26 protein-coding genes are annotated in these 26,470 nt (G+C 62.2%); 12 read left to right on the forward strand and 14 right to left on the reverse strand.

Features of this window, described 5'->3' with window-relative positions; all coding sequences use genetic code 11:
- Positions 1-2 precede the first annotated feature (2 nt).
- The 5 genes from relA to AC0R79_RS22970 all read right to left on the reverse strand — a co-directional run bounded on the left by relA (position 3) and on the right by AC0R79_RS22970 (position 6,924).
- Positions 3-2,246 (reverse strand): GTP diphosphokinase, encoded by a 2,244-nt coding sequence (gene relA / locus AC0R79_RS22950; RefSeq protein ID WP_474731769.1) that lies wholly within the window; start codon positions 2,244-2,246, stop codon positions 3-5.
- An 88-nt stretch (positions 2,247-2,334) separates the two neighbouring features.
- Entirely contained in the window at positions 2,335-3,720 is a 1,386-nt protein-coding gene (gene rlmD, locus AC0R79_RS22955; RefSeq protein WP_127799376.1) for a 23S rRNA (uracil(1939)-C(5))-methyltransferase RlmD, read from the reverse strand.
- Positions 3,720-4,622, reverse strand: coding sequence for a cysteine synthase CysM (cysM, locus tag AC0R79_RS22960; protein WP_045121847.1), 903 nt, complete (start codon positions 4,620-4,622; stop codon positions 3,720-3,722). Before cysM ends, rlmD begins: the two co-directional genes overlap by 1 nt.
- A 168-nt stretch (positions 4,623-4,790) precedes the next feature.
- Positions 4,791-6,215: a HAMP domain-containing sensor histidine kinase gene (locus AC0R79_RS22965; RefSeq protein ID WP_474731770.1), complete on the reverse strand. Its 1,425-nt coding sequence runs from the start codon at positions 6,213-6,215 to the stop codon at positions 4,791-4,793.
- Positions 6,202-6,924: a response regulator transcription factor gene (locus AC0R79_RS22970; protein ID WP_127799380.1), complete on the reverse strand. Its 723-nt coding sequence runs from the start codon at positions 6,922-6,924 to the stop codon at positions 6,202-6,204. Before AC0R79_RS22970 ends, AC0R79_RS22965 begins: the two co-directional genes overlap by 14 nt.
- Before the next feature lie 216 nt (positions 6,925-7,140).
- Here AC0R79_RS22970 and AC0R79_RS22975 point away from each other — a divergent pair, with 216 nt between their 5' ends.
- Positions 7,141-9,894: a response regulator gene (locus AC0R79_RS22975; protein ID WP_375747715.1), complete on the forward strand. Its 2,754-nt coding sequence runs from the start codon at positions 7,141-7,143 to the stop codon at positions 9,892-9,894.
- Positions 9,895-9,977: 83 nt separating this feature from the next.
- Complete coding sequence (locus tag AC0R79_RS22980; protein ID WP_007957772.1) at positions 9,978-10,967, forward strand: 2-hydroxyacid dehydrogenase; 990 nt, start codon at positions 9,978-9,980, stop codon at positions 10,965-10,967.
- 10 nt (positions 10,968-10,977) lie between these two features.
- On the opposite strand, the gene AC0R79_RS22985 is transcribed toward AC0R79_RS22980, so the two are convergent.
- Positions 10,978-11,418, reverse strand: coding sequence for a hypothetical protein (locus AC0R79_RS22985; RefSeq protein WP_375747717.1), 441 nt, complete (start codon positions 11,416-11,418; stop codon positions 10,978-10,980).
- A gap of 133 nt (positions 11,419-11,551) precedes the next feature.
- On the opposite strand from AC0R79_RS22985, the gene AC0R79_RS22990 reads away from it, so the two are divergent.
- Together AC0R79_RS22990 and AC0R79_RS22995 are read left to right on the forward strand one after the other, a co-directional pair.
- Positions 11,552-11,986 carry a hypothetical protein gene (locus AC0R79_RS22990; protein ID WP_007957770.1) on the forward strand — a complete coding sequence of 145 codons (435 nt, stop codon included), beginning with the start codon at positions 11,552-11,554 and terminating at the stop codon, positions 11,984-11,986.
- Positions 11,986-12,390 (forward strand): META domain-containing protein, encoded by a 405-nt coding sequence (locus tag AC0R79_RS22995; protein ID WP_007957769.1) that lies wholly within the window; start codon positions 11,986-11,988, stop codon positions 12,388-12,390. The genes AC0R79_RS22990 and AC0R79_RS22995 overlap by 1 nt, the downstream gene beginning before the upstream one ends.
- A gap of 132 nt (positions 12,391-12,522) precedes the next feature.
- On the opposite strand, the gene AC0R79_RS23000 is transcribed toward AC0R79_RS22995, so the two are convergent.
- A complete protein-coding gene (locus tag AC0R79_RS23000) occupies positions 12,523-12,990 on the reverse strand; it encodes a TlpA disulfide reductase family protein (RefSeq protein WP_007957768.1) in 468 nt (155 codons plus the stop codon).
- 114 nt (positions 12,991-13,104) lie between these two features.
- Here AC0R79_RS23000 and arsC point away from each other — a divergent pair, with 114 nt between their 5' ends.
- Genes arsC through AC0R79_RS23015 form a run of 3 tightly spaced genes read left to right on the forward strand, consistent with a single transcriptional unit; the run spans position 13,105 to position 14,478 of the window.
- The gene (gene arsC, locus AC0R79_RS23005) at positions 13,105-13,458 is read left to right on the forward strand and encodes an arsenate reductase (glutaredoxin) (RefSeq protein WP_474731771.1); all 354 of its coding nucleotides are present in this window, start codon (positions 13,105-13,107) and stop codon (positions 13,456-13,458) included.
- On the forward strand, positions 13,455-14,051 hold the full coding sequence (wrbA, locus tag AC0R79_RS23010) for an NAD(P)H:quinone oxidoreductase (RefSeq protein WP_474731772.1): 597 nt from the start codon (positions 13,455-13,457) through the stop codon (positions 14,049-14,051). The genes arsC and wrbA overlap by 4 nt, the downstream gene beginning before the upstream one ends.
- 1 nt (position 14,052) lies before the next feature.
- Complete coding sequence (locus tag AC0R79_RS23015; protein ID WP_474731773.1) at positions 14,053-14,478, forward strand: DUF2069 domain-containing protein; 426 nt, start codon at positions 14,053-14,055, stop codon at positions 14,476-14,478.
- Positions 14,479-14,607: 129 nt separating this feature from the next.
- Here the strand turns inward: AC0R79_RS23015 and AC0R79_RS23020 are convergent, their stop codons facing one another.
- Complete coding sequence (locus AC0R79_RS23020; protein WP_085683575.1) at positions 14,608-15,282, reverse strand: DNA-3-methyladenine glycosylase I; 675 nt, start codon at positions 15,280-15,282, stop codon at positions 14,608-14,610.
- Positions 15,283-15,350: 68 nt separating this feature from the next.
- A complete protein-coding gene (ttcA, locus tag AC0R79_RS23025; protein ID WP_064598661.1) occupies positions 15,351-16,175 on the reverse strand; it encodes a tRNA 2-thiocytidine(32) synthetase TtcA in 825 nt (274 codons plus the stop codon).
- Between the two features lie 289 nt (positions 16,176-16,464).
- Here ttcA and AC0R79_RS23030 point away from each other — a divergent pair, with 289 nt between their 5' ends.
- Positions 16,465-17,067 carry a Yip1 family protein gene (locus AC0R79_RS23030; RefSeq protein ID WP_007957761.1) on the forward strand — a complete coding sequence of 201 codons (603 nt, stop codon included), beginning with the start codon at positions 16,465-16,467 and terminating at the stop codon, positions 17,065-17,067.
- Between the two features lie 159 nt (positions 17,068-17,226).
- Positions 17,227-17,721 (forward strand): SprT family zinc-dependent metalloprotease, encoded by a 495-nt coding sequence (locus tag AC0R79_RS23035; protein ID WP_007957760.1) that lies wholly within the window; start codon positions 17,227-17,229, stop codon positions 17,719-17,721.
- A 110-nt stretch (positions 17,722-17,831) separates the two neighbouring features.
- On the opposite strand, the gene AC0R79_RS23040 is transcribed toward AC0R79_RS23035, so the two are convergent.
- Positions 17,832-19,013, reverse strand: coding sequence for a CaiB/BaiF CoA transferase family protein (locus AC0R79_RS23040; protein ID WP_474731774.1), 1,182 nt, complete (start codon positions 19,011-19,013; stop codon positions 17,832-17,834).
- Between the two features lie 158 nt (positions 19,014-19,171).
- Positions 19,172-20,506 carry a dicarboxylate/amino acid:cation symporter gene (locus tag AC0R79_RS23045; protein WP_007957758.1) on the reverse strand — a complete coding sequence of 445 codons (1,335 nt, stop codon included), beginning with the start codon at positions 20,504-20,506 and terminating at the stop codon, positions 19,172-19,174.
- Between the two features lie 353 nt (positions 20,507-20,859).
- Here AC0R79_RS23045 and AC0R79_RS23050 point away from each other — a divergent pair, with 353 nt between their 5' ends.
- Positions 20,860-21,858 carry an AraC family transcriptional regulator gene (locus AC0R79_RS23050; protein WP_085654900.1) on the forward strand — a complete coding sequence of 333 codons (999 nt, stop codon included), beginning with the start codon at positions 20,860-20,862 and terminating at the stop codon, positions 21,856-21,858.
- A gap of 4 nt (positions 21,859-21,862) precedes the next feature.
- On the opposite strand, the gene AC0R79_RS23055 is transcribed toward AC0R79_RS23050, so the two are convergent.
- The 3 genes from AC0R79_RS23055 to AC0R79_RS23065 all read right to left on the reverse strand — a co-directional run bounded on the left by AC0R79_RS23055 (position 21,863) and on the right by AC0R79_RS23065 (position 24,640).
- On the reverse strand, positions 21,863-23,209 hold the full coding sequence (locus tag AC0R79_RS23055) for an ATP-binding protein (RefSeq protein WP_474731776.1): 1,347 nt from the start codon (positions 23,207-23,209) through the stop codon (positions 21,863-21,865).
- Positions 23,206-23,883: a response regulator transcription factor gene (locus AC0R79_RS23060; protein ID WP_007957754.1), complete on the reverse strand. Its 678-nt coding sequence runs from the start codon at positions 23,881-23,883 to the stop codon at positions 23,206-23,208. Before AC0R79_RS23060 ends, AC0R79_RS23055 begins: the two co-directional genes overlap by 4 nt.
- A gap of 151 nt (positions 23,884-24,034) precedes the next feature.
- Positions 24,035-24,640, reverse strand: a complete 606-nt coding sequence (locus AC0R79_RS23065; RefSeq protein ID WP_474731777.1) for a hypothetical protein — start codon at positions 24,638-24,640, stop codon at positions 24,035-24,037.
- Positions 24,641-24,781: 141 nt separating this feature from the next.
- Between AC0R79_RS23065 and AC0R79_RS23070 the strand changes: the two genes are divergently transcribed.
- Together AC0R79_RS23070 and AC0R79_RS23075 are read left to right on the forward strand one after the other, a co-directional pair.
- Positions 24,782-25,573 (forward strand): dienelactone hydrolase family protein, encoded by a 792-nt coding sequence (locus AC0R79_RS23070; protein ID WP_127799397.1) that lies wholly within the window; start codon positions 24,782-24,784, stop codon positions 25,571-25,573.
- Between the two features lie 167 nt (positions 25,574-25,740).
- Positions 25,741-26,466 (forward strand): 4'-phosphopantetheinyl transferase family protein, encoded by a 726-nt coding sequence (locus AC0R79_RS23075; RefSeq protein WP_127799399.1) that lies wholly within the window; start codon positions 25,741-25,743, stop codon positions 26,464-26,466.
- Positions 26,467-26,470 lie beyond the last annotated feature (4 nt).

A 26,470-nucleotide genomic window follows, 5' to 3' on the forward strand; every position in this document is an offset into this window, starting at 1 on the left:
TTTCATGGAGTCCGGTTACGCCGCGTTTCGATGATGTTCGGCAACTGGGAAATCCGCCCCAGCAACCGCCCCAGCGCGTCCAGACCCGGGATCTCGATGGTCAGAGACATCAGCGCGGTGTTGTCCTCCTTGTTCGAGCGGGTGTTGACCGCCAGCACGTTGATCCGCTCGTTGAGCAGCACCTGCGAGACGTCACGCAGCAGACCGGAACGGTCGTAGGCGCGGATGACGATGTCCACCGGATAGGTGAGCACCGGCACCGGGCCCCAGCTGACCTGGATGATCCGCTCCGGCTCGCGCCCGCCCAGTTGCAGCACCGAGGCGCAGTCCTGACGGTGAATGCTCACGCCACGGCCCTGGGTGATGTAACCGACGATCGCGTCGCCCGGCAACGGCTGGCAGCAGCCGGCCATCTGGGTCATCAGGTTGCCGACACCCTGGATCTGAATGTCGCCGCGCTTGCCCGGTTTGTAGCCGGTGGCCTTGCGCGGAATCAGTTCCAGCTGTTCGTTGCCGCGTTCCGGCTCGACCAGTTGTTGCGCCAGGTTGACCAGTTGCGCCAGACGCAGGTCGCCAGCCCCGAGGGCGGCGAACATGTCTTCGGCGGTTTTCATGTTGGCCTTGTCGGCCAGCTTGTCGAAATCCACCGCCGGCAGGCCGAGACGATTGAGTTCGCGCTCGAGCAAGGTCTTGCCCGCCGCGACGTTCTGGTCGCGCGCCTGCAACTTGAACCAGTGCACGATCTTCGCCCGCGCCCGGGACGTGGTGACGTAACCGAGGTTCGGGTTCAGCCAGTCACGGCTCGGGGTGCCGTGCTTGCTGGTGATGATCTCGACCTGCTCTCCGGTCTGCAGGCTGTAGTTCAGCGGGACGATGCGCCCGTTGATCTTCGCGCCACGGCAGTTGTGACCGATTTCGGTGTGCACGCGGTAGGCGAAGTCCAGTGGCGTCGCGCCCTTCGGCAAGTCGATGGCGTGACCGTCCGGGGTGAAGATGTAGACCCGGTCCGGCTCGATATCGACCCGCAGCTGTTCGGCGAGACCACCGATGTCGCCCAGCTCTTCGTGCCACTCGAGGACCTGACGCAGCCAGGAGATTTTCTCTTCGTAGTGGTTCGAGCCGGACTTGACGTCGGTGCCCTTGTAGCGCCAGTGCGCGCAGACGCCGAGCTCGGCTTCTTCGTGCATCGAATGGGTCCGGATCTGGACTTCCAGCACCTTGCCTTCCGGACCGATCACCGCCGTGTGCAGCGAGCGGTAGCCGTTCTCTTTCGGGTTGGCGATGTAGTCGTCGAACTCTTTCGGGATGTGCCGCCACAGGGTGTGGACGATGCCGAGCGCGGTGTAGCAGTCGCGCATTTCCGGCACCAGCACGCGCACCGCACGCACGTCATAGATCTGGCTGAATTCCAGACCCTTGCGCTGCATTTTGCGCCAGATCGAATAGATGTGTTTGGCCCGGCCGCTGATGTCGGCTTCGACGCCGGTGGCCTGCAATTCGTCCTTGAGCTGGGTCATCACGTCGGCGATGAAACGCTCGCGATCCAGCCGCCGCTCGTGCAGCAGCTTGGCGATCTGTTTGTATTGATCGGGTTCCAGGTAACGGAAGGACAAGTCCTCCAGTTCCCATTTGATATGACCGATGCCGAGTCGATGCGCGAGCGGCGCATAGATGTCGAACACTTCCCGGGCGACCCGGTTACGTTTTTCGTCGTCGGCGGTTTTCACTGCACGGATCGCGCAGGTGCGTTCGGCGAGTTTGATCAGCGCGACACGCACGTCGTCGACCATCGCCACCAGCATCTTGCGCAGGTTCTCCACCTGGCCCTGGGTGCCGAGCACCATCGACTGGCGAGGGCTGAGGCTGGCACTGATCGCCGCCATGCGCAGCACGCCGTCGATCAGTTTGGCGACCACCGGGCCGAAGCGCTGGCTGACTGCCGCGAGTTCGATCTGGCCTTCGCGCACGCCGCGATAGAGAACCGCCGCCACCAGCGAATCCTGATCGAGCTTGAGGTCGGCGAGGATCTCGGCGATCTCGAGGCCCGTGCTAAAGCTGCCGCTGCCTTCGGACCAGAGATTCTTCGCCGCATTGGATTGTTGCTCGGCCTGGCGAGCGTACTCGCAGGCCTCTTTCAAGGCTTCGCGATCCAGTGCCAGATCGACACTGACCGCATGATCGAGCCAAGCCTCGAGATTGATACTGCCGTCAGTGTTGATCGGCTGGTGTGCTCTCACCTGTACCATCTTGCTTTACCTTCCCTACGACGCAGATTCAATGCGTCAAATCACTGACCTTCAATGCCCGTTCGCGCTCGCGGGGCCAATGCGAGCGCTACGGACGACCAGTCGGATCAGACGAGCCATCCTGGCTCGCTTCAAATAACGCCATGGCCTCGACATGTGCCGTCTGAGGAAACATATCGAGAATCCCGGCACGTTTTAACCGGTAGCCCTGCTTGATCAATTCGACCGTATCGCGCGCCAGAGTTGCAGGGTTGCACGACACGTACACCAACCGTTCGGCGCCCAGGGTCGCCAGCTTGCGCACCACCTCGAAAGCACCGTCACGCGGTGGATCCAAGAGTACCGCAGAAAAGCCGTTTCCGATCCACTGGGCATCGGTCAAAGGCTGGGATAAATCGGCCTGAAAAAACTTTGTGTTATGCAAATTGTTGCTAGCGGCATTCGCCGCCGCGCGATCGACCATGGTCTGCACACCTTCGACCGCCACCACTTCACGCGCGGCTTTCGCCAGCGGCAAAGCGAAGTTGCCCAGACCGCAAAACAGGTCGAGCACGCGCTCATCGCTCGTCGGTTTCAACCAGTCCAGCGCTTGCGCCACCATGGCCTCGTTGACCCCGGCGTTGACCTGGATGAAATCCCCCGGCCGGTAGGCCAGTTGCAGATCCCATTGTTCCAGGCGGTAACCGAGCGACTGGGCATCATCCACCGGCTGCGGTTCGCCTTCGCCATGCAGCCAGAGCTGCGCTTCATGGAACGCGCAGAAATCCTTGAGGATCGTCAGATCAGCTTCGGACAGCGGCGCCATGTGACGCAGCAGAACGGCGATTGACGAGCCACTGAACAATTCGACATGCCCCAGCGCCTGAGGTTTGCTCAAGCGACGAAGCATCTCCGGCAAGCGGGTCATGATCGGCTGCAAGGGCTGTACCAGCACCGGGCATTCGCTGATCGCGACGATGTCCTGGCTACCGGCGGCACGGAAGCCGACTTCAAGCTTTTTGGCCTTGCTGTCCCAGCGCACGGCGATCCGGGCGCGGCGACGGTAGCCGAATTCGGGACCGGTCAACGGCGCCGCCCACTCCTCGGGTTCGGCACCGGCGACTCGCGACAACTGCTCGGCGAGCATGCGCTGTTTCAGGGCAAGCTGTTCGTTGTGGGGCAGATGCTGAACGCTGCAACCGCCGCAACGGCCGGCGTGCTGGCAAGGTGCGGGACGGCGCAATTCACTGGCGGTGAATACGCGCTCGGTGCGCGCCTCGACCACTTTGCCGTGGGCGCCGAGCACCCGGGCTTCGACCTCTTCACCGGCGAGGGCGCCGAGGACGAACCAGGTTTTGCCTTCAAAAAACGCGATGCCGCGACCGTCATTGGACAGGCGCTCGATGCTCAAGCGCTGCTTTTTGCCGGTCGGGATTTGCGGGGCCTTGCTGCCGCCGGTGGGCTGGAAGCGCAGGCCTCTCTCGTGCTTGGCCATCAGTTGGGCGCGTCGAAAATGCCGGTCGACAGGTAACGGTCGCCACGGTCGCAGATGATCGCGACGATCACTGCGTTTTCAACTTCTTTGGACAGGCGCAGCATCGCTGCCACCGCACCGCCCGAGGACACGCCGCAGAAGATGCCTTCTTCGCGGGCCAGACGCCGGGTCACGTCTTCGGCTTCGCTTTGCGCCATGTCGACGATGCGGTCGACGCGCTCGGCCTGATAGATCTTCGGCAGGTATTCCTGCGGCCAGCGGCGGATGCCGGGAATGGCCGAGCCTTCCATCGGTTGCAGGCCGACGATCTGCACGTTGTCGTTCTGCTCCTTGAGGTAGCGCGACACGCCCATGATGGTGCCGGTAGTGCCCATGGAGCTGACGAAATGGGTGATGGAGCCCTGGGTCTGACGCCAGATTTCCGGGCCGGTGGTGGTGTAGTGCGCTTCAGGATTGTCGCCGTTGGCGAACTGATCCAGCACCTTGCCACGGCCTTCGGCTTCCATCCGCTGGGCGAGATCGCGAGCCCCTTCCATGCCCTCTTCCTGGCTGACCAGAATCAGCTCCGCGCCATAAGCGGTCATCGCCGCTTTACGTTCGGCACTGGAGTTGTCCGGCATGATCAGGATCATCTTGTAACCCTTGATCGCGGCGGCCATCGCCAGGGCGATCCCGGTGTTGCCCGAGGTCGCTTCGATCAGCGTATCGCCTTCGTGGATCTGCCCGCGCAACTCGGCACGGGTGATCATCGACAGCGCCGGACGATCCTTGACCGAACCCGCCGGGTTGTTCCCTTCGAGCTTGAGCAAAAGGGTGTTGCTGGTGACACCGGGCAGGCGCTGCAAACGCACCAGCGGCGTGTTGCCGACGCAATCGGCGATGGTTGGGTACTGCAAGGTCATGGCGTTTTTCGCAATCCGGACAGCGGGGGCGCCTATCATACCGGCAAACCTGCGCAGGCCATATCACGCAAAGTGTGGTGCTTATGGTTTCTTGGAATAAGCAATAAAGTCGCGCCAGTGGTGCGACTTTTAAATAGTGTCAGCAGCGCTGACACTTTCTTGTGCAGCTCAAACGATCTGCGGGCGGCTCATGTCCACGGTGGGAGCTGACTTGCCAGCGAAGACGTCGGGACTGACAGCACTGTCATCCGCCACCAACCGCAGACTCAGTCGCAATCCCGACGGGCCGTTCTCGGCCCACAGGGTTCCGCCCTGGCGTTGCACCGCGTTTCTCGCGATGCTCAGGCCCAGACCAAATCCACCGTCCCCCGGCCGCGAGCCGTCGAGGCGGATGAAGGGCGAGAAGATCCGTTCCAGATCCGCCTCGGCCACGCCGCCGCCCTCGTCCTCCAGCCACAGGTGCCAGTAATCGCCATCTCGCCGACCGTCGAGCCGCACGATGCCGCCCGGTGGCGAATGGCGAATGGCGTTGCGCAGAATGTTTTCCAGGGCCTGGGCCAAGGTGTTGAGATTGCCGCGTACCCAGCAGGAAGCTTCAACCCCGCACTGCAACTGCCCGACCGGACAGCAGCTTTCGTAGCAGGCGTTTTCGGTGAGCATTTCCCACAGCGCCTGAATCTGGATCGCTTCGTCCGGCAACGGTGCGCGCTCGGTATCGAGCCAGGCCAGTTGCAGGGTGTCTTCCACCAATCGCTGCATCACGTCGACCTCGCGACCGATGCGCTCGCGCAACGGCTGCAGCTGCTGCTCGCTTTCGCTGGCGACCCGCAGCCGGCTCAGGGGTGTGCGCAGTTCGTGGGACAAATCACGCAACAGCTGCTGTTGCAGGGCCACGGTGGATTGCAGGCGTTCGGACATCGAATCGAAGGCGCGGGCCAGTTCGCCAAGTTCATCGGGGCGCTGGGTGATGCCGCTCGACAACCGCACATTCAATTGATCGGCGCGCCAGGCATTGGCCTGCTCGCGCAGATTGTTCAGCGGCACCACCAGCAGGCGATACAGGCCGACGCACAGCAGCAAGGTGAACAGGCCGGGAATCACACCGTTGGTGATGACACGCCAGAACACCCGGTATTTGCCTGGCAGGAATCGCTCAGGCAACTCGATGACCAGACTGCCGGCAGTCGGGTCAGTGGGGAACGGTACGCGCAGCCACGGCCGGCCCTTTTTGTGAATCGGCCAGTCGAGGCCTCGCAGGAAGGTCAGGTGCTGAAGCTCCTGAGCGTTCAACGGCTGGCTGCCCAGCGACTGCAGATTGCCGCCGATCACGCCGACCCAGCCGGCTTCGCGCAACTCCATGCTTTGCAACCAGCTATCGATACCGTCACGCTCGCCCTGCTGCCAGGCGCGCTCGGCCTCGGCGGCATAACGGCTCAGCGTGCGACGGGCGTCGTCGGAGAGGAACTGATTGCGCTGTTCCATGTACCGGCCCCAGGACCAGCTCAGCCAGATCATCAGCAGACAGAACGCCACCAGCAGACAGGCGAGTTTCCAGAACAGCGAGTGCCGGCCCGGCAGGTCAGACACTTTCATCGACGGCACTCAGGACGTAACCCTTGCCCCACACCGTGCGCACTTCCCGCTCGGTGTAGCCGACCGACTTGAGTTTGCGGCGGATCTGGCTGATGTGCATATCGAGGCTGCGGTCGTGGGCTGCATAACCGCGCTGAAGAACGTGCTGATAAAGGAAGGCCTTGCTCAGCACTTCCTCGTCGTTGCGGTTGAGGGTTTCCAGCAGACGGTATTCACTGCGGGTCAGGCCGGCGGGCTGGTCGAGGTAGAACACATCGCACTGCTCGTCGTCGAAACGCAGCCCGCCGACCGGCACCACCGGAGCGATGGCCGCCGGACGACGGTCGAGGGCGACCCGACGCAGGATTGCCTCGATCCGCACATGCAGCTCGGCCATGCTGAAGGGTTTGGGCAGATAGTCGTCGGCACCGAGGCGGAATCCGCTGATGCGGTCGGCTTCGGCACCGAGGGCTGACATCAGCAACACCGGCGTGGAATGGCTCTGACGCAGCTGGGTCAGGACGTTCAATCCATCCAGCCCCGGCAACAGAATATCCATCAACACCACGTCGAACGGCTGGCGCCGGGCGATGCTCAGGCCTTCGCTGCCGTTCTGGCACCAGGTGACCTGGAAGCCACTGCGGCCCAGTTGTTCATGGACATAGGCACCGAGGACGGGATCGTCTTCGATGGAAAGAATGCGGGGTTGGCCAATAGAGACAGGAGTCATGACTATCTGCAAATAATTCTCAGTTGGGCGATTATTCAAGATTGCCCGGCGCCCGGCAACCCAAGCTTGACCTGTCGGACAGATGACCGGCCTGCGAGTGAACAACCACGACATCATTTTTCCCAAGATTGCCCGCAAGCAAATCGCTACACTGCGCCGATACCGCGTGCCGGACGCACGTGTGAGTCAACGATCAGCGGGATGCAGGAGAAAGGCGTGCTCAAGAAACTGGGAATCAAAGGTCGCGTATTGTTGCTGACCCTGTTGCCGACCAGCCTGATGGCACTGGTGCTGGGCGGGTATTTCACCTGGACGCAGCAGTCCGACCTGCAAACCCAACTGATGCAGCGCGGCGAAATGATCGCCGAGCAACTGGCTCCGCTGGTGGCACCGGCCATGGGCCACGGCGATGCCGAACTGCTCGAGCGCATCGCCACCCAGTCCCTTGAACAACCGGACGTGCGCGCCGTCACCTTCCTCGCGCCCGACCGCACTCCCCTCGCCCACGCCGGCCCGACCATGCTCAATCAGGCGCCGAGCGGCGACAGCGCGCACTTGCTGCGGCGCAGCGGCAACGACGCCACCCGCTATCTGCTGCCGGTCTTCGGCAAACACCGCAACCTCGCTGGCGAGCTGATCCCGCAAGAGTCCGACCGCCTGCTCGGCTGGGTCGAACTGGAGCTGTCGCACAACGGCATGTTGTTGCGCGGCTATCGAAGCCTGTTCGCCAGCCTGCTGCTGATCGGCGCGGGACTGGCCGGCGCCGCGTTGCTGGCCTTGCGCATGGGCCGCACGATCAACCGCCCGCTGAGCCAGATCAAACAGGCCGTCGCGCAGCTCAAGGACGGTCACCTGGAAACCCGTTTGCCACCGCTGGGCAGTCAGGAACTGGATGAACTGGCGTCCGGCATCAACCGCATGGCCGGCACCCTGCAAAACGCCCGCGAAGAATTGCAGCACAGCGTCGATCAGGCCACCGAGGACGTGCGCCAGAACCTGGAAACCATCGAGATCCAGAACATCGAGCTGGACCTGGCCCGCAAGGAAGCGCTGGAAGCGAGCCGGATCAAATCCGAATTCCTCGCCAACATGAGCCATGAAATCCGCACGCCGCTCAACGGCATTCTCGGTTTCACCCACCTGTTGCAGAAAAGCGAGCTGACCCCGCGCCAGCTCGACTACCTGGGCACCATCGAAAAATCCGCCGACAGCCTGCTGGGGATCATCAACGAGATCCTCGATTTCTCGAAGATCGAGGCCGGCAAACTGGTGCTCGACCATATCCCGTTCAACCTGCGCGACCTGTTGCAGGACACCCTGACCATCCTCGCCCCCGCTGCCCACGCCAAGCAGCTGGAACTGGTGAGTCTGGTGTACCGCGACACACCGCTGTCGCTGGTCGGTGATCCGCTGCGGCTCAAGCAGATCCTGACGAATCTGGTGAGCAACGCGATCAAGTTCACCCGCGAAGGCACCATCGTCGCCCGCGCCATGCTCGAAGAAGAAAACGACGACAGCGTGCAGTTGCGCATCAGCATTCAGGACACCGGTATCGGTTTGTCGAACGAGGACGTGCGCGCGTTGTTCCAGGCGTTCAGCCAGGCCGACAACTCGCTGTCGCGCCAACCCGGCGGCACCGGTCTGGGGCTGGTGATTTCCAAGCGCCTGATCGAACAGATGGGCGGCGAGATCGGCGTCGACAGCACGCCGGGGGAAGGCTCGGAATTCTGGATCAGCCTGAACCTGCCCAAGACCCGCGACGACGCCGAAGACCTGCCTTCCGCGCCCTTGCTCGGGCGTCGGGTGGCGGTACTGGAAAACCACGAACTGGCGCGTCAGGCCCTGCAGCATCAACTGGAAGACTGCGGCCTCGATGTCACGCCGTTCAATACCCTGGAAAGCCTGACCAATGGCGTCACCGGCGCCCATCAGACCGATCAGGCCATCGACTTGGCCGTGCTCGGCATCACCAGCAATGACATGCCGCCGGAACGCCTCAACCAGCACATATGGGACCTTGAGCACCTCGGTTGCCGAGTGCTGGTGTTGTGCCCGACCACCGAGCTGACGCTGTATCACCTTTCTGTGCCCAACCCTCACAGTCAGCTGCAATCGAAACCGGCCTGTACCCGCAAACTGCGCCGGGCCTTGTCAGACATGGTCAACCCGCGCCAGCCGCGCAGCGAACCGGGCGAACCGTTGTCGAGCCGCGCGCCGAAAGTGCTTTGTGTCGACGACAACCCGGCCAACCTGTTGCTGGTGCAGACGCTGCTCGAAGACATGGGCGCCAAGGTGCTGGCTGTGGAAAGCGGTTACGCCGCGGTCAAGGCGGTGCAGAACGAAACCTTCGATCTGGTGCTGATGGACGTGCAGATGCCCGGCATGGATGGACGCCAGAGCACCGAAACCATTCGCCAGTGGGAAAGCGAGCGGCATTGCACGCCGTTGCCGATCGTCGCCCTCACCGCCCACGCCATGGCCAATGAAAAACGCGCGCTGCTGCAAAGCGGCATGGACGACTACCTGACCAAGCCGATCAGCGAGCGGCAACTGGCGCAGGTGGTGCTGAAGTGGACGGGCCTGGCGTTGCGCAATCAGGCGCCGGACCGTGGCGGCGAAAGTCTGCTGGGCAATCAGGAACTGCCGATACTCGATCACGAGGAAGGTCTGCGCCTGGCTGCCGGCAAGGCGGATCTGGCGGCGGACATGCTGGCGATGCTGCTGGCCTCGCTCGAGGCCGACCGCGAAGCCATCCGCACCGCCCGCGACAATCAGGATCAGAACAGCCTGCTCGAACGGGTGCATCGTCTGCATGGTGCAACTCGCTATTGCGGTGTGCCGCAATTGCGCGCCGCCTGCCAGCGCAGCGAAACCCTGCTCAAGCAGCAGGATCCCAAGGCCTCGACCGCGCTGGACGAGCTGGAGCGGGCGATCAATCGTCTGGCGGCCCAGGCCAAGATCAGCGCCTGATCCACGGCAATGCCGGTCAACGCCGACGCAGCTAAAGTTGTCGCGGGTGATTTGCGCCCGCGTCGATGCTCCAGGAGGATTTCATGCGCACGATCGTTTTCAGCAGCCAGACCTACGACCGCGACAGTTTCCTCGCCGCCGACTGCCCGGCCGGGATCGAACTGCACTTTCAGCCAGCCCGGCTCAGTCTCGATACCGCAGCGCTGGCCGAACATCACGAAGTAGTCTGCGCGTTCATCAACGATGACCTGAGCGCCCCGGTGCTCGAACGTCTGGCGGCCGGCGGCACACGCCTGATCGCCTTGCGTTCGGCCGGCTACAACCATGTGGATCTGGCCGTCGCCAAACGCCTCGGGCTGGCCGTCGTGCGCGTACCGGCCTACTCGCCCCATGCGGTGGCCGAGCATGCGGTGGCGTTGATCCTCGCCCTCAACCGGCGCTTGCATCGCGCCTACAACCGCACCCGCGAAGGCGATTTCAGCCTGCACGGGCTTACCGGTTTCGACCTGGTGGGCAAAACCGTCGGCATCGTCGGTACCGGACAGATCGGCGCGACCTTCGCCAAAATCATGCACGGTTTCGGCTGTGAACTGCTGGCTTACGACCCTTATCCGAACCCTGCCGTCGAAGCGTTGGGCGCGCGCTACCTGAGCCTGCCGGACCTGCTGGCGCAAGCGCGGATCATCAGCCTGCACTGCCCGCTCAACGAACAGAGCAGACACCTGATCAACCGCGATTCGCTGGCGCACATGCAACCGGGGGCGATGCTGATCAACACCGGGCGCGGCGGTCTGGTGGACACGCCGGCGCTGATCGACGCCCTGAAGGACGGCCAGCTCGGTTATCTGGGACTGGATGTATATGAAGAGGAGGCGCAGCTGTTCTTCGAGGACCGTTCCGACCTGCCGCTACAGGACGACGTGCTGGCGCGGCTGCTGACGTTCCCGAATGTGATCGTCACCGCGCATCAGGCATTCCTGACCCATGAGGCGCTGGGCGCGATTGCCGCGACCACCTTGCACAACATCGCGACCTGGGCGGCAGGCACGCCGCAGAACCAGGTCGAAGGCTGAACGATCGGACTCAGACCGGGGGCGGCGTCGGGGTAATCGCCACGCACAGGATCAACAGCGCCAGCCAGCCGAACCCCAGCAAACGTTGCTTGAAGGAGTGCCCGCTGCGCAGCAGGAACCAGACAAACACCAGCGGCATCAGAAACGCCATGATCTTCAGCCAGCCTTCCACCGGGCGCGAACCGTCCGGGTTCACCACCGGCTCGACAGGCTGCGAACGACGGCGGCGTCCCGCCGCGGCCGGCATGATCTTCGGCCGCTCGGGGGCCGGCGGCGGAACGAAGGCCTCGGGCACTGCCTTGTTACGCGGCAGGCTGCCAAAGGAAATCGTCGACGTGCCCTTTTCGTCTTGAGGAGCCTGCGCCTCTGCCAGCGGAGCCCCGCAATGAATGCACGCCGTGGCTTCTGAGCTGATGCTCCGCTTGCATTCATAACATTCGATCAGCGCCATGTTCCGTTCCTTGAAAATGAATGCGGCAGTTTGCCACGACTGTGGTGTCGATTTGAACCGGATCGAAGGTCGCACGCGCGCATCATTCTGCAATCAAGCCCGTGCTAGCATGTCGCGCATATTTGGAGGACCCATGGTCGAACACGATTTCCGCTACACCCTGATGAACCCGCAACACACCCTCACCGAATGCCGCGCCCTCGTACCGGGCCGTTATCAGGTCACCGGCAACGGTGGCTCGATCCGCATCGGCGACGTGCTGGTCGTGACCCTCAAAGGCAGCAAGGACTTGTCCATGCGCCTGACCGTCGACACCGTCCGCCACCTGATCAACCCGCCGGGTCAATGGACTGCCATGACCACCGGCCCGGTGTTCGGTGAACTGGCGATCCACACCTGGCAGGTCAACTGCGACAGCTGCGCCAAGGAGCTGAGCTTCGAATTCGCGGTGGACGCCAAACTGGGCAAGCCTGCGGAAAAACCGGCCGCCACGGCACGTATTGCGGAGCTGGGCTGGAAAGCAGTCGGCGACAAGCACCTGTGCCCGAAATGCCAGGAGCCGGCGTGATGAAACACCTGGCCCTGACTGCCGCTGTCGGCGCCGGCCTGATGGGTTGCGCCGCGGAGCCTGTGCAACTGCAACAGAACCGCAGCTACATTCTGGAATGGATCGGCGAACGTCCGCTGATGGACTACAGCCACCTGACCGTGACCCTTGGCGATGATGGCCGGGCCTATGGTAATGGCGGCTGCAACCACTGGTTCGCGCCGTACACCCTGGAAGGCGACAAGCTGAGCTTCGGCAAGATCGGCAAGACCCGCAAACTCTGCGCACCGGCGCTGATGGAGCAGGAGCAACGCTTCCTCCAGGCCCTGGAGCACGTGGAGCGCTGGGACATCTCGCCGATCGAGCAGATGCGCTTCTGGCCGGCTGAAGGCAAGCCGTTGCGCTGGTGGCTGGAAGAAGGCTGATCCTGCTGCACTGAATGATCGTTCCCACGCTCTGCGTGGGAATGCATCCCGTGACGCTCTGCGTCACAGCGGACGCGGAGCGTCCGGGGCGGCGTTCCCACGCAGAGCATGGGAACGATCATAAAGGGCGAATCAGTTGGTCGCCTGCAACGCCTCAAGCTTCGCCATCACCCCCGCCGCCGTCTGCTCGCCCATCAACTGTTCCCGCACCTTGCCCTTGTTGTCGATGATGTAAGTCACCGGCAAGGCTTCACTGCGCGGCAGTTCGAACAATTCCGACGGATCCTGCGCCAGCACGGTGAACTTGATGCCCAGTTTTTCGCTGGCACTCTTCAGTTCTTCACCCTGCACGTTGTCGAAGTTGACCCCGAACACGCCGATCTTCTTGCCCTTGAGCTCGTCGGCCAGGTGATTGAGTTCCGGGATTTCCGTGCGGCACGGGCCGCACCATTCGGCCCAGTAGTTGAGCACGACCCATTGTTTGTCGAGGCGCTCGGACGCCACTTTCTGCCCGTTCTGGTCGATGCCGTAGTCGTTACCGCAGCCCCCCAGCATCAACGCCCCGATGATCGTCAATGCCGCTGCCAGTGCCCGTGTCATGTCGTGTTCCTTGTGAAAAATTGAATGCGCCTGCGACCCATCGCCTCCCAAGGTTCTGGATTGCGCGCTGCACAGTTAGAATAGCCGCCACTCTACGCAAGAAGCGACCCGCCCATGACCGATCTGACGCTTTATCACAACCCGCGCTGCTCGAAATCCCGCGGTGCGCTCGAACTGCTCGAAGCCCGTGGCCTGACACCAAACGTGGTGCGCTACCTCGAAACCCCGCTGGACGCCACGCAGATCAAGGCCTTGCTCGGCAAGCTGGGCATCAGCGCACGGCAACTGCTGCGCACCGGCGAAGACGAGTACAAGACCCTGAACCTGGCCGATGCCAGTCTCACCGAGAAACAATTGATCGAAGCGATCGCGGCCCATCCGAAGCTGATGGAGCGACCGATTCTCGAAGCCGGCGACAAAGCCATCATCGGCCGTCCACCGGAGCAGATCCTGGAGCTGCTGCCGTGAGTGCGCCGTACATTCTGGTTCTGTATTACAGCCGCAGCGGTTCGACCAAAGAGATGGCCCGGCAGATCGCCCGTGGTGTCGAGCAGGCCGGCCTCGAAGCGCGCCTGCGCACCGTGCCGGCGATCTCCACCGAGTGCGAAGCCGTGGCACCGGACATTCCGGATGAAGGCGCGCTGTACGCCACTTTGGATGATCTGAAGAACTGCGCCGGCCTGGCCCTCGGCAGCCCGACCCGTTTCGGCAACATGGCCGCGCCGCTCAAGTACTTCCTCGACGGCACCAGCAACCTGTGGCTGACCGGCGCACTGGTCGGCAAACCGGCCGGGGTATTCACCTCCACCGCCAGCCTGCATGGCGGTCAGGAAACCACTCTGCTGTCGATGATGCTGCCGCTGCTGCACCACGGCATGCTGATCACCGGCCTGCCCTACAGCGAATCGGCGCTGCTGGAAACCCAGGGCGGCGGCACGCCTTACGGCGCCAGCCATCACGCCGGGGCCGACGGTAAAAGCGGGCTCGATCAGCACGAAGTGGCGCTGTGCCGAGCACTCGGCGCACGCCTGGCCAAGACGGCCCAGAAACTGGGGAACTGAGATGGCCAGAAAGCCGAAAGTCCTGCCCGCCGTCGAGTGGCTGGAGCCACGGGTGCGGGCGATGCGGGTGATCAGTCTGCTGTGCTTTTTCGGCCTGGCCGGACTGCTCGCCGCGCATTACCTGGTGTTCGCCGACCTGCACGGCGCGCGGCCGTGGGTGATTCTGCTGATCGAGCTGATCCCGTGGATCGTGCTCGCACCGGGCATGATCATGGGCAGCGCACGCGGGCATTCGTGGATGTGCTTTGTGGTGAACCTGTATTTCATCAAGGGCGCGCTGGCCGCGTATGACCCGAGCCGGCAGGTGTTCGGTGTGCTGGAGATGATCGCTAGTCTGGCGGTGTTCTGCTCGGCGTTGCTGTATGTGCGGTGGCGGTATCAGTTGAATCGCAAACTGGCGGGCGAAGGCGAAGTCTCCGTCGCCTGACTGCGCTCCAACTCCAAGATCGTTCCCACGCTCCGCGTGGGAATGCATAAAGAGACGCTCCGCGTCTCAGGGACGCAGAGCGTCCCGGGCGGCATTCCCACGCAGAGCGTGGGAACGATCACTCTGGACTCAATGATTGACGGTGTACGCCAGCATCATCGAGATCTGGCTCATCGGCCGTCCGCCGCTCTCTTCATGCCACTGGTTGAACGCGTTCTGCACCGTCGCCAGATCCCGCAGACTGCTCGGCACCTTGTCGACGATCTTCTGCGCATTCAGTGCCGCGACCACGTCGTAGCTCGGCACAAACGTATCCTTGCCAACCATCCGCAAGAACCGTGGCGCCGACAGCCCGCCCAATTGATGGCCGTGCTTTTTCAGATAGGTCCACAAACCGACGATGTCGGTCACCGGCCAGTCGGCCAGCAACGCGCCGAAACTGCCCTTTTCTTTCTCGACGTCCAGAATGAACTGCGCATTGCGCGGCACGCTTTTGAGCTTGCCCAGATGACGGATGATCCGCGCATCCTGCATCAGCCGCTCAAGGTGTTCGGCACTCATCAGCACGACCTTTTCCGGGTCGAACTTGAAGAACACTTCTTCGAAGGCCGGCCACTTGGCGTCCACCAGACTGTGCTTGAGCCCGGCACGAAATACCCGCAGGGCCATGGTCGAGAGATAACGGTCGTCGCTGATCTTGCGCAGTTGCGCCGGGGTCTTGGGAACGGGCAGATGGGCTTCCAGTTCAGCCGCCGAACCGAAGCGGTTCAGACAGTATTCGTGCAGCCACTTGTAGTCGCGCATGCCCTCTCCTAAAAAATGAATTGAAAACGGCGCCCGCGAGCGCCGTTTCTTTCGAGCGATCAGATCACTTACAGGTTCACCACATTGACGAAACGCGAAGCCGCCGTCTCGTCGATCTTCAGGCTGGTGAAGTCAAACAGGTTACGGTCGGCCAGTTGCGACGGGATCACGTTCTGCAGGCTGCGGAAAATGCTTTCGGTGCGGCCCGGGGTCTTGCGTTCCCAGTCCACCAGCATTTCCTTGACCACCTGACGTTGCAGGTTTTCCTGGGAACCGCAGAGGTTGCACGGGATGATCGGGAATTGCTTGAAGTCCGAGTAGGCCTGGATGTCTTTCTCGTTGCAGTAGGCTAGCGGACGGATCACCACGTTGCGGCCGTCGTCGGCGCGCAGCTTCGGCGGCATGGCCTTGAGGCTGCCGTTGAAGAACATGTTGAGGAAGAACGTCTCGACGATGTCGTCGCGGTGATGACCGAGGGCCATTTTGGTCGCGCCGATTTCGTCAGCGAAGGTGTACAGCGTGCCGCGACGCAGGCGCGAGCACAGCGAGCAGGTGGTCTTGCCTTCCGGGATCAGCTCCTTGACCACCGAGTAGGTGTCTTTCTCGACGATGTGGTACTCGATGCCCAGCTCTTTCAGGTAGGCCGGCAGCACGTGCTCGGGGAAACCCGGCTGCTTCTGGTCCATGTTCACGGCGACGATCTCGAACTTGATCGGTGCAACCTTCTGCAGGTGCATCAGCACGTCGAGCATGGTGTAGCTGTCCTTGCCCCCGGACAGGCAGACCATGACCTTGTCGCCGTCTTCGATCATGTTGAAGTCGGTGACGGCTTCGCCGGCCAGGCGGCGCAGGCGCTTTTGCAGTTTGTTCTGGTTGACCGTAAGAGTGCCCATGACGCGAAATCCGTGAGGTGTGACGAAAGGCGGGCATTTTACGCAAAAACACTTCGCTTGTGGCCACAGGTTGTCGCCGCTTGCAGCGCCCGTCTGCACAGACCCCGACGCGATTACCCCGAGGTTTTACAGCGCGATTTGCTCTAAGCCCCTATCACCTGTGCGGTTAAGACCTTTCTATACTGCGACATAAGGTCGCACACAATCTGAAGACCTGTATTTGCTCGGCCGCATTGGCCCGTAGGCGCTCCGCTGGGGGGCGATGGCAATAACGAGAGGAGTGACTGGCATGATCCATCACGTAGTGGGACTTTTTACCCACCCCGATCAGGAATGGAAGGAAATCCGTGGCGACCAGGAAGAAAGCATCAGCCACATGTACCTGACGCACACGCTGATTCTGGCGGCGATCCCCGCTGTTTCGGCATTTATCGGCACGACTCAGGTCGGCTGGGTGATCGGCAACCGCGCACCGGTGATGCTCACCGTCGAAAGCGCGTTGTGGATGACGATCATGTCTTATCTGGCAATGCTCGGCGGGGTCGCGGTCATGGGTGCCTTCGTGCACTGGATGGCCCGCACCTATGACGCCAACCCGAGCCTGGCCCGTTGCGTGGCATTTGCCACCTACACCGCGACACCGTTGTTCGTCGGCGGGTTGGCGGCGCTCTATCCGCACATGTGGCTGGGGATGATCGTCGGCACGGCGGCCATCTGCTACACGGTGTACCTGTTGTATGTGGGGCTGCCGACCTTCATGAACATTCCGTCCGACGAGGGTTTCCTGTTTTCCAGCTCGGTGCTGGCGGTGGGTCTGGTGGTGCTGGTCGCCATCATGGCGTTTACCGTGATCGTCTGGGGACTGGGCGTGGGGCCCGTCTACACCAACTAGCTGGCTGCAACGCCGAGAAGAACAAGATCCGCCAACACAGGCCGCCGCGAGGCGGCCTTCTCGTGCCGGTTGAAAAAGAGCGACGACCATTCGGCAGCTCGACGATTCGCAACGCCCCGGCGTTGCGGCATACTCGACGCCTCTGGAGATCCATCAAGCATGCCCGAGCAACTCAATACCCGCGTCGAAGACTGTTTCCAACTCGCTGAATCCTTTTTCAAACGTCCTTTCAAACGCCCCGTGGTGAGCCTCAAGCTGCGCGGGCAAAAAGCCGGGGTCGCGCATCTGCACGAGAACCTGCTGCGCTTCAATCCGCAGCTGTACCGGGAAAACACCGAACATTTCCTCAAGCAGACCGTGGCCCACGAAGTTGCGCACCTGATCGCCCATCAGTTGTTCGGCGACCGCATCCAGCCCCACGGCGAGGAGTGGCAATTGATCATGCGCGGCGTCTATGAATTACCGCCGGACCGCTGCCATACCTATGAAGTCAAACGCCGCAGCGTGACCCGCTATATCTACAAATGCCCGTGTGCGGATAGCGATTTTCCGTTTTCGGCGCAGCGCCATAGCCTGGTCAGGCAGGGGCGTCGGTACTTGTGCCGCCGATGCCGGAACACATTGGTGTTCAGTGGCGAGATGCGGGTCGAATAAGACCCCATCTCGTTCCCACGCTCTGCGTGGGAATGTATTCCGTGACGCACTGCGTCACAGTGGACGCGGAGCGTCCATGGCGGCATTCCCACGCAGAGCGTGGGAACGAGCTACAAAACCACTTTCGCGGCACGCAGTTCGGCAATCCGTTCAGGGCTCAACCCCAACTCCGCCAACACCTGATCCGTATGCTGCCCCAGCGCCGCGCCAACATGTCGCGGCGCCGGCAACGCTTCGGAAAACTTCAGCGGGCAAGCGATCTGCGCCTGCGCCGAGCCATCCCCACGCGGCACTTGCGTCACCAGTTCCCGCGCCTGCAATTGCGGATGCCGCACAGCCTCGCCCAGGTTCAACACCGGTTCGACGCAGGCATCGATCCCGGCAAATAGCTCGCACAGCTCGGCAAAGTCATGCTTCTCGAACTCGACCTTCAAAGCGTCCTTGAGCGCGCGTTGCTGCTCGGGTCTGGGTGACAAGCCCTGCGCCGCCAGTTCCGGCCGGCCCAGCGCCGCACACAGTTGCTGCATAAAGGCTGGTTCCAGACTGCCCACCGACATCCAGCGCCCGTCGCGAGAGCGGTAGTAATCATAGAAGCTGCCGCCATTGAGCATCTGATCCTCCCAGCCTGGCTCCTCGCCACAGGCCAGATACCCGGCGCCGGCCATGGCGTTCAGGCTGAACGCGCAGTCGGTCATGCTCACGTCCAGATGGGTGCCCTGCCCGGTCTGCTGACGGGAAATCACCGCTGCCAGCAGACCGATCACCCCGTGCAGCGAGCCGCCCGCGACATCCGCCACCTGCATGCCCAGCGGCAACGGCCCGCTGTCGGCGCGCCCGGTGTAACTTGAAAGCCCGGCCAGTGCCAGATAGTTGATGTCGTGGCCGGCGCGATCCTTGTACGGCCCGGTCTGGCCGTAACCGGTGATCGACACATAAATCAGCTTCGGATTGATCGCCTTCAGCGCCTCGTAACCCAGCCCCAGCCGCTCCATCACACCGGGGCGGAACTGTTCCAGCACGATGTCGTAATCCGCCAGCAACTGCTTCACCAGCTCCAGCGCCTCGGGCTGCTTGAGGTCCAGCGCCAGACTTCGCTTGTTGCGATTGAGATAAGCGTGACTGGCCGAGACGCCGTGATCATGGGGCGGCAACACCCGCACCAGGTCGAGCCGGGTCGGCGATTCGATGCGCAGCACTTCGGCGCCCATGTCCGCCAGCAATAGCGAGGCGAACGGCCCCGGCAGCAGGGTCGAGAAATCCAGAATCTTCAGTGAGGCCAGCGGTGCAGACATGGGCGATCTCCATCAACGATGCATGCAGCCTAGGCAGCCATCGGCGATGGGGCAATTACCGGATCCATCAGTTGCGCTGACCGTTGCGCTCAAATCGTGCACTTAAATCGCAGACAAGAAAAAACCCGCCGAAGCGGGTTTTTCCATTCAAGCGATGCTTACTTCACATTGCTCGGGGTCGGGCCTTCGGCCACGCCCAGGTCATCTTCAGGACGGGTATCGGCGATACCACGACCGCCCGAGGCCAGCTCGGCGTCCAGTACGTCGGTGTCCAGTTCCTTGACCCACTTGGCCACAACGATGGTGGCAACGGCGTTACCGACCAGGTTGGTCAGGGCACGGGCTTCGGACATGAAGCGGTCGATACCCAGGATCAGCGCCAGACCGGCCACCGGCAGGTGACCTACGGCCGACAGGGTGGCCGCCAGTACGATGAAGCCCGAACCGGTCACACCGGCTGCGCCTTTGGAGGACAGCAGCAACACCACCAGCAGGGTGATCTGGTGAGTGATGTCCATGTGGGTGTCGGTCGCCTGAGCGATAAACACGGCCGCCATAGTCAGGTAGATCGCGGTACCGTCGAGGTTGAACGAGTAGCCGGTCGGGATCACCAGGCCTACTACCGATTTCTTCGCGCCCAGACGCTCCATCTTGATCAGCATGCGTGGCAGTACCGATTCCGAGGAGGAAGTACCCAGCACGATCAGCAGCTCTTCACGGATGTAGCGGATCATCTTCAGCACGCTGAAGCCGTGCATGCGGGCGATACCGCCGAGCACGATCAGGATGAACGCCAGGCAGGTGATGTAGAAGCAGATCATCAGTTGACCCAACTGCACCAGCGAGCCGACGCCGTAGGCACCGATGGTAAACGCCATCGCACCGAAGGCACCGATTGGCGCGAGCTTCATGATCATGTTGATGATGTTGAACATCACGTGAGCGAAGCGATCGATGAAGTCCAGGATCGGCTTGCCGTAGGCACCCAGGCGGTGCAGGGCGAAACCGAAGATCACCGAGAACATCAGCACTTGCAGGATGTCACCGGTGGCGAACGCGCCGACGATGGTGGTCGGGATCACGTTGAGCAGGAAGCCGACAACGCTCTGGTCTGCGCCTTGGGCCACGTAGGTTGCGACTTTCGAGGCGTCGAGGGTGCTGACGTCGATGTGCATGCCGTTGCCCGGTTGCACGATGTTGACCACGATCAGGCCGACCAGCAGGGCGATGGTCGAAACGATTTCGAAGTACAGGAGTGCGTAACCGCCGGTCTTGCCGACCGATTTCATGTTCTGCATGCCGGCGATGCCGCTGACCACGGTGCAGAAGATGATCGGGGCGATGATCATTTTGATCAGTTTGATGAACCCGTCACCCAGCGGCTTTACGGCCACGCCGAACTGCGGGTAGTAGTGGCCGAGCGCAATACCGATACAGATTGCGACGATCACCTGGAAATACAGGGATTTGTACAGTGGCTGACGAGTCGTCATTGCAAAGTTCCTCAAGAGTCCCGCGTGGCAACATCCATCTGTTGAACGCGACACTTGAATTGCGAACCCTCCTGCACTGGAGGGATTTGTTGTGTCGAACGGCGCTTTTCCGGACCGGCTCGGCGCACGCTTCTGTCGCTCTTATCGCAAACGTCGTGCCACTTTGGTGCAAATCGCTGCAAGCCTTTTGATATCAGGGGATACGGCTTTTTCTGTGTCACCGTTCGGTTACTCAAGTGTGGCGGATTTCCGCCAACTCGCCCGACCTCGTCCTACAATTTGGCGGAAATCCGCCTTGTTACCGATCAAAGGCAGCCGCTACCATCGGTCGCCAGAGGAAGGACCTGCCGCTCATGCGCGAACGCACCATCGCCAGTCACTTTGCCCGCGCCGCCCTCGGTGGCGCGCGGCGCTCGGGTTACGACTATTCGGACCTGCTGCAGCAACTGGGCATCAGCCCCGAACTGCTCGACGAGCCGCGCGCGCGGATCGCCCCGGAGCAATTCACCCAACTGATCCAGAACCTGTGGCTGGCCCTGGACGACGAATACCTGGGCTTCGGCAACGCGCCGAGCAAACCCGGCAGCTTTGCCATGATGTGCCACGCGATCATTCACTGCCGCAGCCTGGAGAAGGCTCTGCAACGCGGCTTATTGTTTTATAGCCTATTCCCCGAAGCCCCGCGCCTGACCCTGACCCATGAAGACGAATGGGTGCGCCTGAGCCTCGACGATGCGCAATTGTGGGATCCGGATCACTTTCTCAGCGAGAGCCTGCTGGTGATCTGGCATCGCCTTGGCAGCTGGCTGATCGGCCAGCGAATTCGTCTGGAACAGGCGAGCTTCAGCTACCCGAAACCGGCGCACGGAGCGGAATACGATCTGCTGTTTTCCTGCCCGCTGGAATTTTCGGCAACGCAAAGCAGCCTGGTGTTTCACAGCCGCTATCTGCACATGCCGCTGTTGCAGGATGAACGCACCCTCAAGCATTTCCTCGAACGCTCCCCCGCCGACCTGCTGTCCCGCCCGGACGACGGCAACAGCCTGAGCAGCCGGCTGCGCCGTTTGCTCAGCCATGACAGCGCACGCTGGCCGGACCTGGAAGCCGTGGCCGCGCACCTGCACATCAGCCCGCAAACCCTGCGCCGGCATTTGCGCGAGGAAGGCACCAGTTTTCAGGAATTGAAGGATCAGCTGCGGCGTGACATCGCGATTTATCACCTCGGGCGGGCGGATCTGTCGTTGCAACAGATCGCCGAACAGCTCGGGTTCTCCGAGCCGTCGGCGTTTCATCGAGCGTTCAAGAAATGGACGGGGCTGACGCCTGGGGCTTATCGGGCGCAGGAGCAGTAGACCGTCACACCGCCGGAAAATGAATTCTGAACGCCGCCCCGCCCATCGGTGAATCGCCCAGTGTCAGTTTTGCGCTGTAGCTCTCGATGATGTCCTTGACCACTGCCAGCCCGATACCCTGCCCCGGGTGCTGGCGGTCGAGGCGTTCGCCGCGTTCGAGAATCCGTGCGCGCTGATCCGGTGGTACGCCGGGGCCGTCGTCTTCGATGCACAGTTCAATTCCGTCCAGGCCTTCGCGCACGCTGATGCGCACTTCGCCCAGGCACAGGCGGTAGGCGTTTTCCAGCAGGTTACCCATCATTTCCAGCAAGGCGCCCTGCTCGATCGGCACGTAACAGTGCTCCGGCAGATCGAAGGCGACGCGCACGTGTTTGTCGCGGTAGACCTTGTTCAGTGTGTCGCACAGGCTTTGCAGCACCGGGCGCAGACGCACCTGATGGCGCACCAGACCGCTTTTGCGCAGGCTGGCGCGTTGCAACTGGTAGCCGATCTGCTGGCTCATGCGTTCGATCTGGGTTTGCAGCACCCACGCCTGATCGCGGTCTTCGGGGCGCTGGGCCATGTCTTCGCTGACGCCTTGCAACACCGCCAGCGGGGTTTTCAGGCTGTGGGCCAGATCGTCGAGGGAGTCGCGGTAACGGCTGCGCTGCTGTCGTTCGCTGTGCAGCAGGCGGTTGAGGGAACCGGTCAGGCGCAGCAGTTCGCGCGGGTGTTGTTCGCTGAGGCTTTCGAGGGTTCCGCCTTCGATTTCGTCGAGCTCCTGACTGAGCCGGCGCAAGGCTTTCAGGCCCCAGGTCAGGCCGATCCACAGCAGCGCGAGCAGCACCAGCAGCGCCGCGCCGAATCCGAGGTAGAGATTTTCCCGCAGGCCTTCGAGGGTGGTTTCGTATTCGCGCACCGGTTGCAGGGCCACGATACTGAACGCCGCGCTTTTGCCGCCAAGCAGTTTGACTTCGACGTCATAGACGAAGAATTCCTGCCCGTTGGCTTCGCGGATTCGCGCGAACTCGTTGCCGAGGCCGTCGTAGCGCGGCGTGTAGTTGATCTTTTCTTCCTGGGTGCCCTTCGAGCGCCAGACCAGATGCCCTTCGCGGTCATAGATGTAGCCGAGCAGGCGATTGTCCGTGAGGTTGAAGCGCTCGTCGGGCAACTGTGCTGGCATCATCAAGCGGTTGTTTTCAACCCGCGCGGCGGAGATCAGCGTGGTGACATCGGACGCCAGCCGTTGCTCGATCGAGTCCTGCAGCGCCAGGCTGAACGCGCCCTGCATCGCCGGGAGCAACGCGAGCATGAACAACACCGCCAGGGTGGTGGCGGCGAGCATCAGCCGGACGCGAAGGGAACGGATCAAGTGCAGCGCTCATTGAACAGGTAGCCGAGGCCGCGCACGGTGTCGATCGGCTTGAACCCGGCCGGGCCTTCGAGCTTGCGGCGCAGACGGCCGACCAGCACTTCGATCACGTTCGGATCGCGCTCGTCGTCATCCGGGTACAACTGCTCCATCAGCCGATCCTTGGGCACCACCTGCTGGTGATGACGCATGAGGTATTCGAGGATCCGGTATTCGTAGGCGGTCAGCGCCAGCGGTTGCTCATCAAGGGTCGCCTGCTTGCGATTCAGGTCCAGCAACAGCGGGCCGGCGACGATGGTCGACTGGGTAAAACCGCTGGAGCGGCGCAGCAACGCATTGAGCCGCGCTTCGAGTTCTTCGAACTGAAACGGCTTGACCACGTAATCGTCGGCGCCGGCGGCCAGGCCTTCGACCTTGTCCTGCCAGTTGCCGCGCGCGGTGAGGATCAGGATCGGAAAGGTCTTGCCGCCCGAGCGCAACTGGCGGATCAGATCGAGCCCGCCCATACCCGGCAGGCCGAGGTCGATCACCGCCAGGTCAAAGTTGAATTGCCCGGTCTGGTACAACGCCTCTTCGGCATTGGCCACGGACTCGACCACGTGACCGCTCTCCGTCAGGCGGGTTTGCAGGTGATGGCGCAACAGCGCTTCATCTTCGACGACCAACAGTTTCATAACCTTCTCCCGGGTAAAACGAAATCTCCAGACAACCACCTGTGGGAGCGAGCTTGCTCGCGAAGGCGATGTATCAGTCAACATTGTTGTCGACTGACAGACCGCTTTCGCGAGCAAGCTCGCTCCCACAGGGGCCAAGGCAAACTGCGCTTTAGAAAGCGTAGTTGGCCGACAGGTAAGTCTGGGCGCTGCTGGTCAAATCCAGCGAGCCTTGCTTGCTGCCGCCGCTCTCTTTCATCTCGGTGCTGGCGTTGCTGCGCAGGTAACGGTAACCGAGTTCGACCGAGGTGTTCTGCGAGACTTGCTGCAGCACACCGAACTGGCCGCCGACGGCGTAACCGATGTCACTGTCGCGGCTGTAGCCTGGCGAATCCTGGGTCAACTTGGTCAGACCGGCCGTGGCGCCACCGAACAGCTTGGTGCTGCTACCCACCGGGTAGAACAGATCGTAGCTGCCCAGCAGGTTTTCCTGGCGCAGTTTAATGCCATTGTGCGAGCCGGACACGTTGTCGTAGGTGGCGTAGTAGCGACCCTGGCTGTTTTGCTGGCCCAGACGCACGCCGTAGGTGTTGTTGCCGTCGATGGCCGCGGTGGCATCCGGGTGACCGAGGTTGTCGTTCAGGGCGTTGGATTTTTTGATCTTGTCGCTGGTCTGGCCAAAGGTCAGGCCGGCGAAGTTGGTGGTGGTGTCGGCATGGGCAGCGATGCTTGCGCTCATGACGGTGAAAGCCAGCAGCAGTTTGTTCAAACGAGTCATTGAGTGTTCCTCAGTTGTGCTCTTCGGGTATGGCGCAAGGTTACTGGCCCTCCCCTGTACCGCCCCTGAACGCTCTCTGAACCTCGCCTGAATGAAATGAACTAGGCTGTTTTGACCACTTTATTGTCAGGAGACCCGATCATGCGCCTGCTTCTAACCCTCGCCCTCCTTGTCTTCAGCGGCCTCAGCCAGGCTGCGATCAAGACCGAGGAAATTCCCTATCAGAGTGCCGACGGCACGAAGCTGATCGGTTACTACGCCTACGACGACGCGATCAAGGGCCCGCGCCCCGGCGTGGTGGTGGTGCATGAATGGTGGGGCCTGAACGACTACGCCAAGCGCCGCGCCCGGGATCTCGCCGGGCTTGGCTACAGCGCGCTGGCCATCGACATGTACGGTCAAGGCAAGAACACCGAGCACCCGAAAGACGCGATGGCGTTCATGCAGGCGGCCACGCAAAACGCCGATGCGGCCAGCAAGCGCTTTGAGGCCGGGCTGGATCTGTTGAAGAAACAGCCACAGACCGACAAGGATAAAATCGCCGCCATCGGTTACTGCTTCGGCGGTGGCGTGGTGCTGAATGCGGCGCGTCAGGGTGTGCCGCTGGCCGGCGTGGTGAGTTTCCACGGTGCGCTGGCCACCAAGACTCCGGCTACGCCGGGCAGCGTGAAGGCGAAAGTCCTCGTCGAGCACGGCGCGCTGGACAGCATGGTCACCCCGGACAACGTCGCGGCGTTCAAGTCGGAAATGGACAAGGCCGGTGCCGACTATCAATTCGTCAGCCTCGACGGCGCCAAGCACGGCTTCAGCAATCCTGACGCGGATCGCCTGAGCCACGGCGATCACGGTGGCCCGGATATTGGCTACAACAAGGCTGCCGATGAAAAATCCTGGGCGGACATGCAGGCGTTCTTCAAGAAGATTTTTGGCTGACCCCCTGTTGCTGATCGTTCCCACGCTCCGCGTGGGAATGCATACAGTGACGCTCTGCGTCACACGGCGAAGGGACGCGGAGCGTCCCGGGCTGCATTCCCACGCAGAGCGTGGGAACGCTCATGTCGGCACTATCCAGCCCGAAGACAACCCGGCAAAATGCCGACATGACTGCCAGCCCTTTCCTCCCCGCCTGCTGCACCCCGCTCGATGCCCATTGGCCGCTGCCGACGGTGTTGCCCGACACCGTGCTGCTGAGCACCCATTTCGACCCGTCGCAACTGCTCGGCGATGACTTCCGGCGCAGCGCCATCGAGCCGCCGCCGAGCATTCAGCGTTCGGTGGCCAAGCGGCAGGCGGAATTCCTTGCCGGGCGAATTTGCGCCCGGGCAGCGTTGCAGCAGTTGGAAGGTTCGAGCAGTGTTCCGGCGATCGGCGAGGACCGCGCGCCCATTTGGCCGGCGCACATCTGCGGCTCGATCACCCACAGTACCGGCCGCGCGGCGGCGATTGTCGCCAACAAACAGCACTGGCGCGGACTGGGCATGGACCTGGAAAACCTGCTCAACGCCGAACGCGCCGAACGACTGGCCGGAGAGATCCTGACCCCGCCGGAATTGCAGCGCATGGCCGCCGGTTCCCGGGATCAGATCGCGCTCTGGGTGACCCTGACCTTTTCGGTGAAAGAAAGCCTGTTCAAGGCGCTGTACCCGATCGTGCAACAGCGCTTCTACTTCGAACACGCCGAGGTGCTGGAGTGGAATGAACAGGGTCAGGTGCGGCTGCGGCTCCTGACGGATCTGTCCAGCGAATGGCGCAACGGTACGGAACTGGACGCTCAGTTCGGCGTGCAGGACGGGCAGTTGCTGAGTCTGGTGAGCATCCAGGCGTAAGCGG

The sequence above is a fragment of the Pseudomonas sp. HD57-3 genome (genome assembly GCF_056113135.1).

Bases quoted from the DNA above. Each gene is read 5' to 3' on its own strand.
- ttcA (WP_064598661.1), bottom strand. From the start codon at position 16,175: ATGGGCACTCTTACGGTCAACCAGAACAAACTGCAAAAGCGCCTGCGC.
- AC0R79_RS23030 (WP_007957761.1), top strand. From the start codon at position 16,465: ATGATCCATCACGTAGTGGGACTTTTTACCCACCCCGATCAGGAATGG.
- AC0R79_RS22980 (WP_007957772.1), top strand. From the start codon at position 9,978: ATGCGCACGATCGTTTTCAGCAGCCAGACCTACGACCGCGACAGTTTC.
- AC0R79_RS22985 (WP_375747717.1), bottom strand. From the start codon at position 11,418: ATGGCGCTGATCGAATGTTATGAATGCAAGCGGAGCATCAGCTCAGAA.
- AC0R79_RS23050 (WP_085654900.1), top strand. From the start codon at position 20,860: ATGCGCGAACGCACCATCGCCAGTCACTTTGCCCGCGCCGCCCTCGGT.
- AC0R79_RS23045 (WP_007957758.1), bottom strand. From the start codon at position 20,506: ATGACGACTCGTCAGCCACTGTACAAATCCCTGTATTTCCAGGTGATC.
- relA (WP_474731769.1), bottom strand. From the start codon at position 2,246: ATGGTACAGGTGAGAGCACACCAGCCGATCAACACTGACGGCAGTATC.
- arsC (WP_474731771.1), top strand. From the start codon at position 13,105: ATGACCGATCTGACGCTTTATCACAACCCGCGCTGCTCGAAATCCCGC.
- AC0R79_RS23070 (WP_127799397.1), top strand. From the start codon at position 24,782: ATGCGCCTGCTTCTAACCCTCGCCCTCCTTGTCTTCAGCGGCCTCAGC.
- rlmD (WP_127799376.1), bottom strand. From the start codon at position 3,720: ATGGCCAAGCACGAGAGAGGCCTGCGCTTCCAGCCCACCGGCGGCAGC.
- AC0R79_RS23035 (WP_007957760.1), top strand. From the start codon at position 17,227: ATGCCCGAGCAACTCAATACCCGCGTCGAAGACTGTTTCCAACTCGCT.
- AC0R79_RS23020 (WP_085683575.1), bottom strand. From the start codon at position 15,282: ATGCGCGACTACAAGTGGCTGCACGAATACTGTCTGAACCGCTTCGGT.
- AC0R79_RS22970 (WP_127799380.1), bottom strand. From the start codon at position 6,924: ATGACTCCTGTCTCTATTGGCCAACCCCGCATTCTTTCCATCGAAGAC.
- AC0R79_RS22965 (WP_474731770.1), bottom strand. From the start codon at position 6,215: ATGAAAGTGTCTGACCTGCCGGGCCGGCACTCGCTGTTCTGGAAACTC.
- AC0R79_RS22995 (WP_007957769.1), top strand. From the start codon at position 11,986: ATGAAACACCTGGCCCTGACTGCCGCTGTCGGCGCCGGCCTGATGGGT.
- AC0R79_RS23040 (WP_474731774.1), bottom strand. From the start codon at position 19,013: ATGTCTGCACCGCTGGCCTCACTGAAGATTCTGGATTTCTCGACCCTG.
- AC0R79_RS23075 (WP_127799399.1), top strand. From the start codon at position 25,741: ATGACTGCCAGCCCTTTCCTCCCCGCCTGCTGCACCCCGCTCGATGCC.
- AC0R79_RS22990 (WP_007957770.1), top strand. From the start codon at position 11,552: ATGGTCGAACACGATTTCCGCTACACCCTGATGAACCCGCAACACACC.
- AC0R79_RS23000 (WP_007957768.1), bottom strand. From the start codon at position 12,990: ATGACACGGGCACTGGCAGCGGCATTGACGATCATCGGGGCGTTGATG.
- AC0R79_RS23065 (WP_474731777.1), bottom strand. From the start codon at position 24,640: ATGACTCGTTTGAACAAACTGCTGCTGGCTTTCACCGTCATGAGCGCA.
- AC0R79_RS23060 (WP_007957754.1), bottom strand. From the start codon at position 23,883: ATGAAACTGTTGGTCGTCGAAGATGAAGCGCTGTTGCGCCATCACCTG.
- cysM (WP_045121847.1), bottom strand. From the start codon at position 4,622: ATGACCTTGCAGTACCCAACCATCGCCGATTGCGTCGGCAACACGCCG.
- AC0R79_RS23015 (WP_474731773.1), top strand. From the start codon at position 14,053: ATGGCCAGAAAGCCGAAAGTCCTGCCCGCCGTCGAGTGGCTGGAGCCA.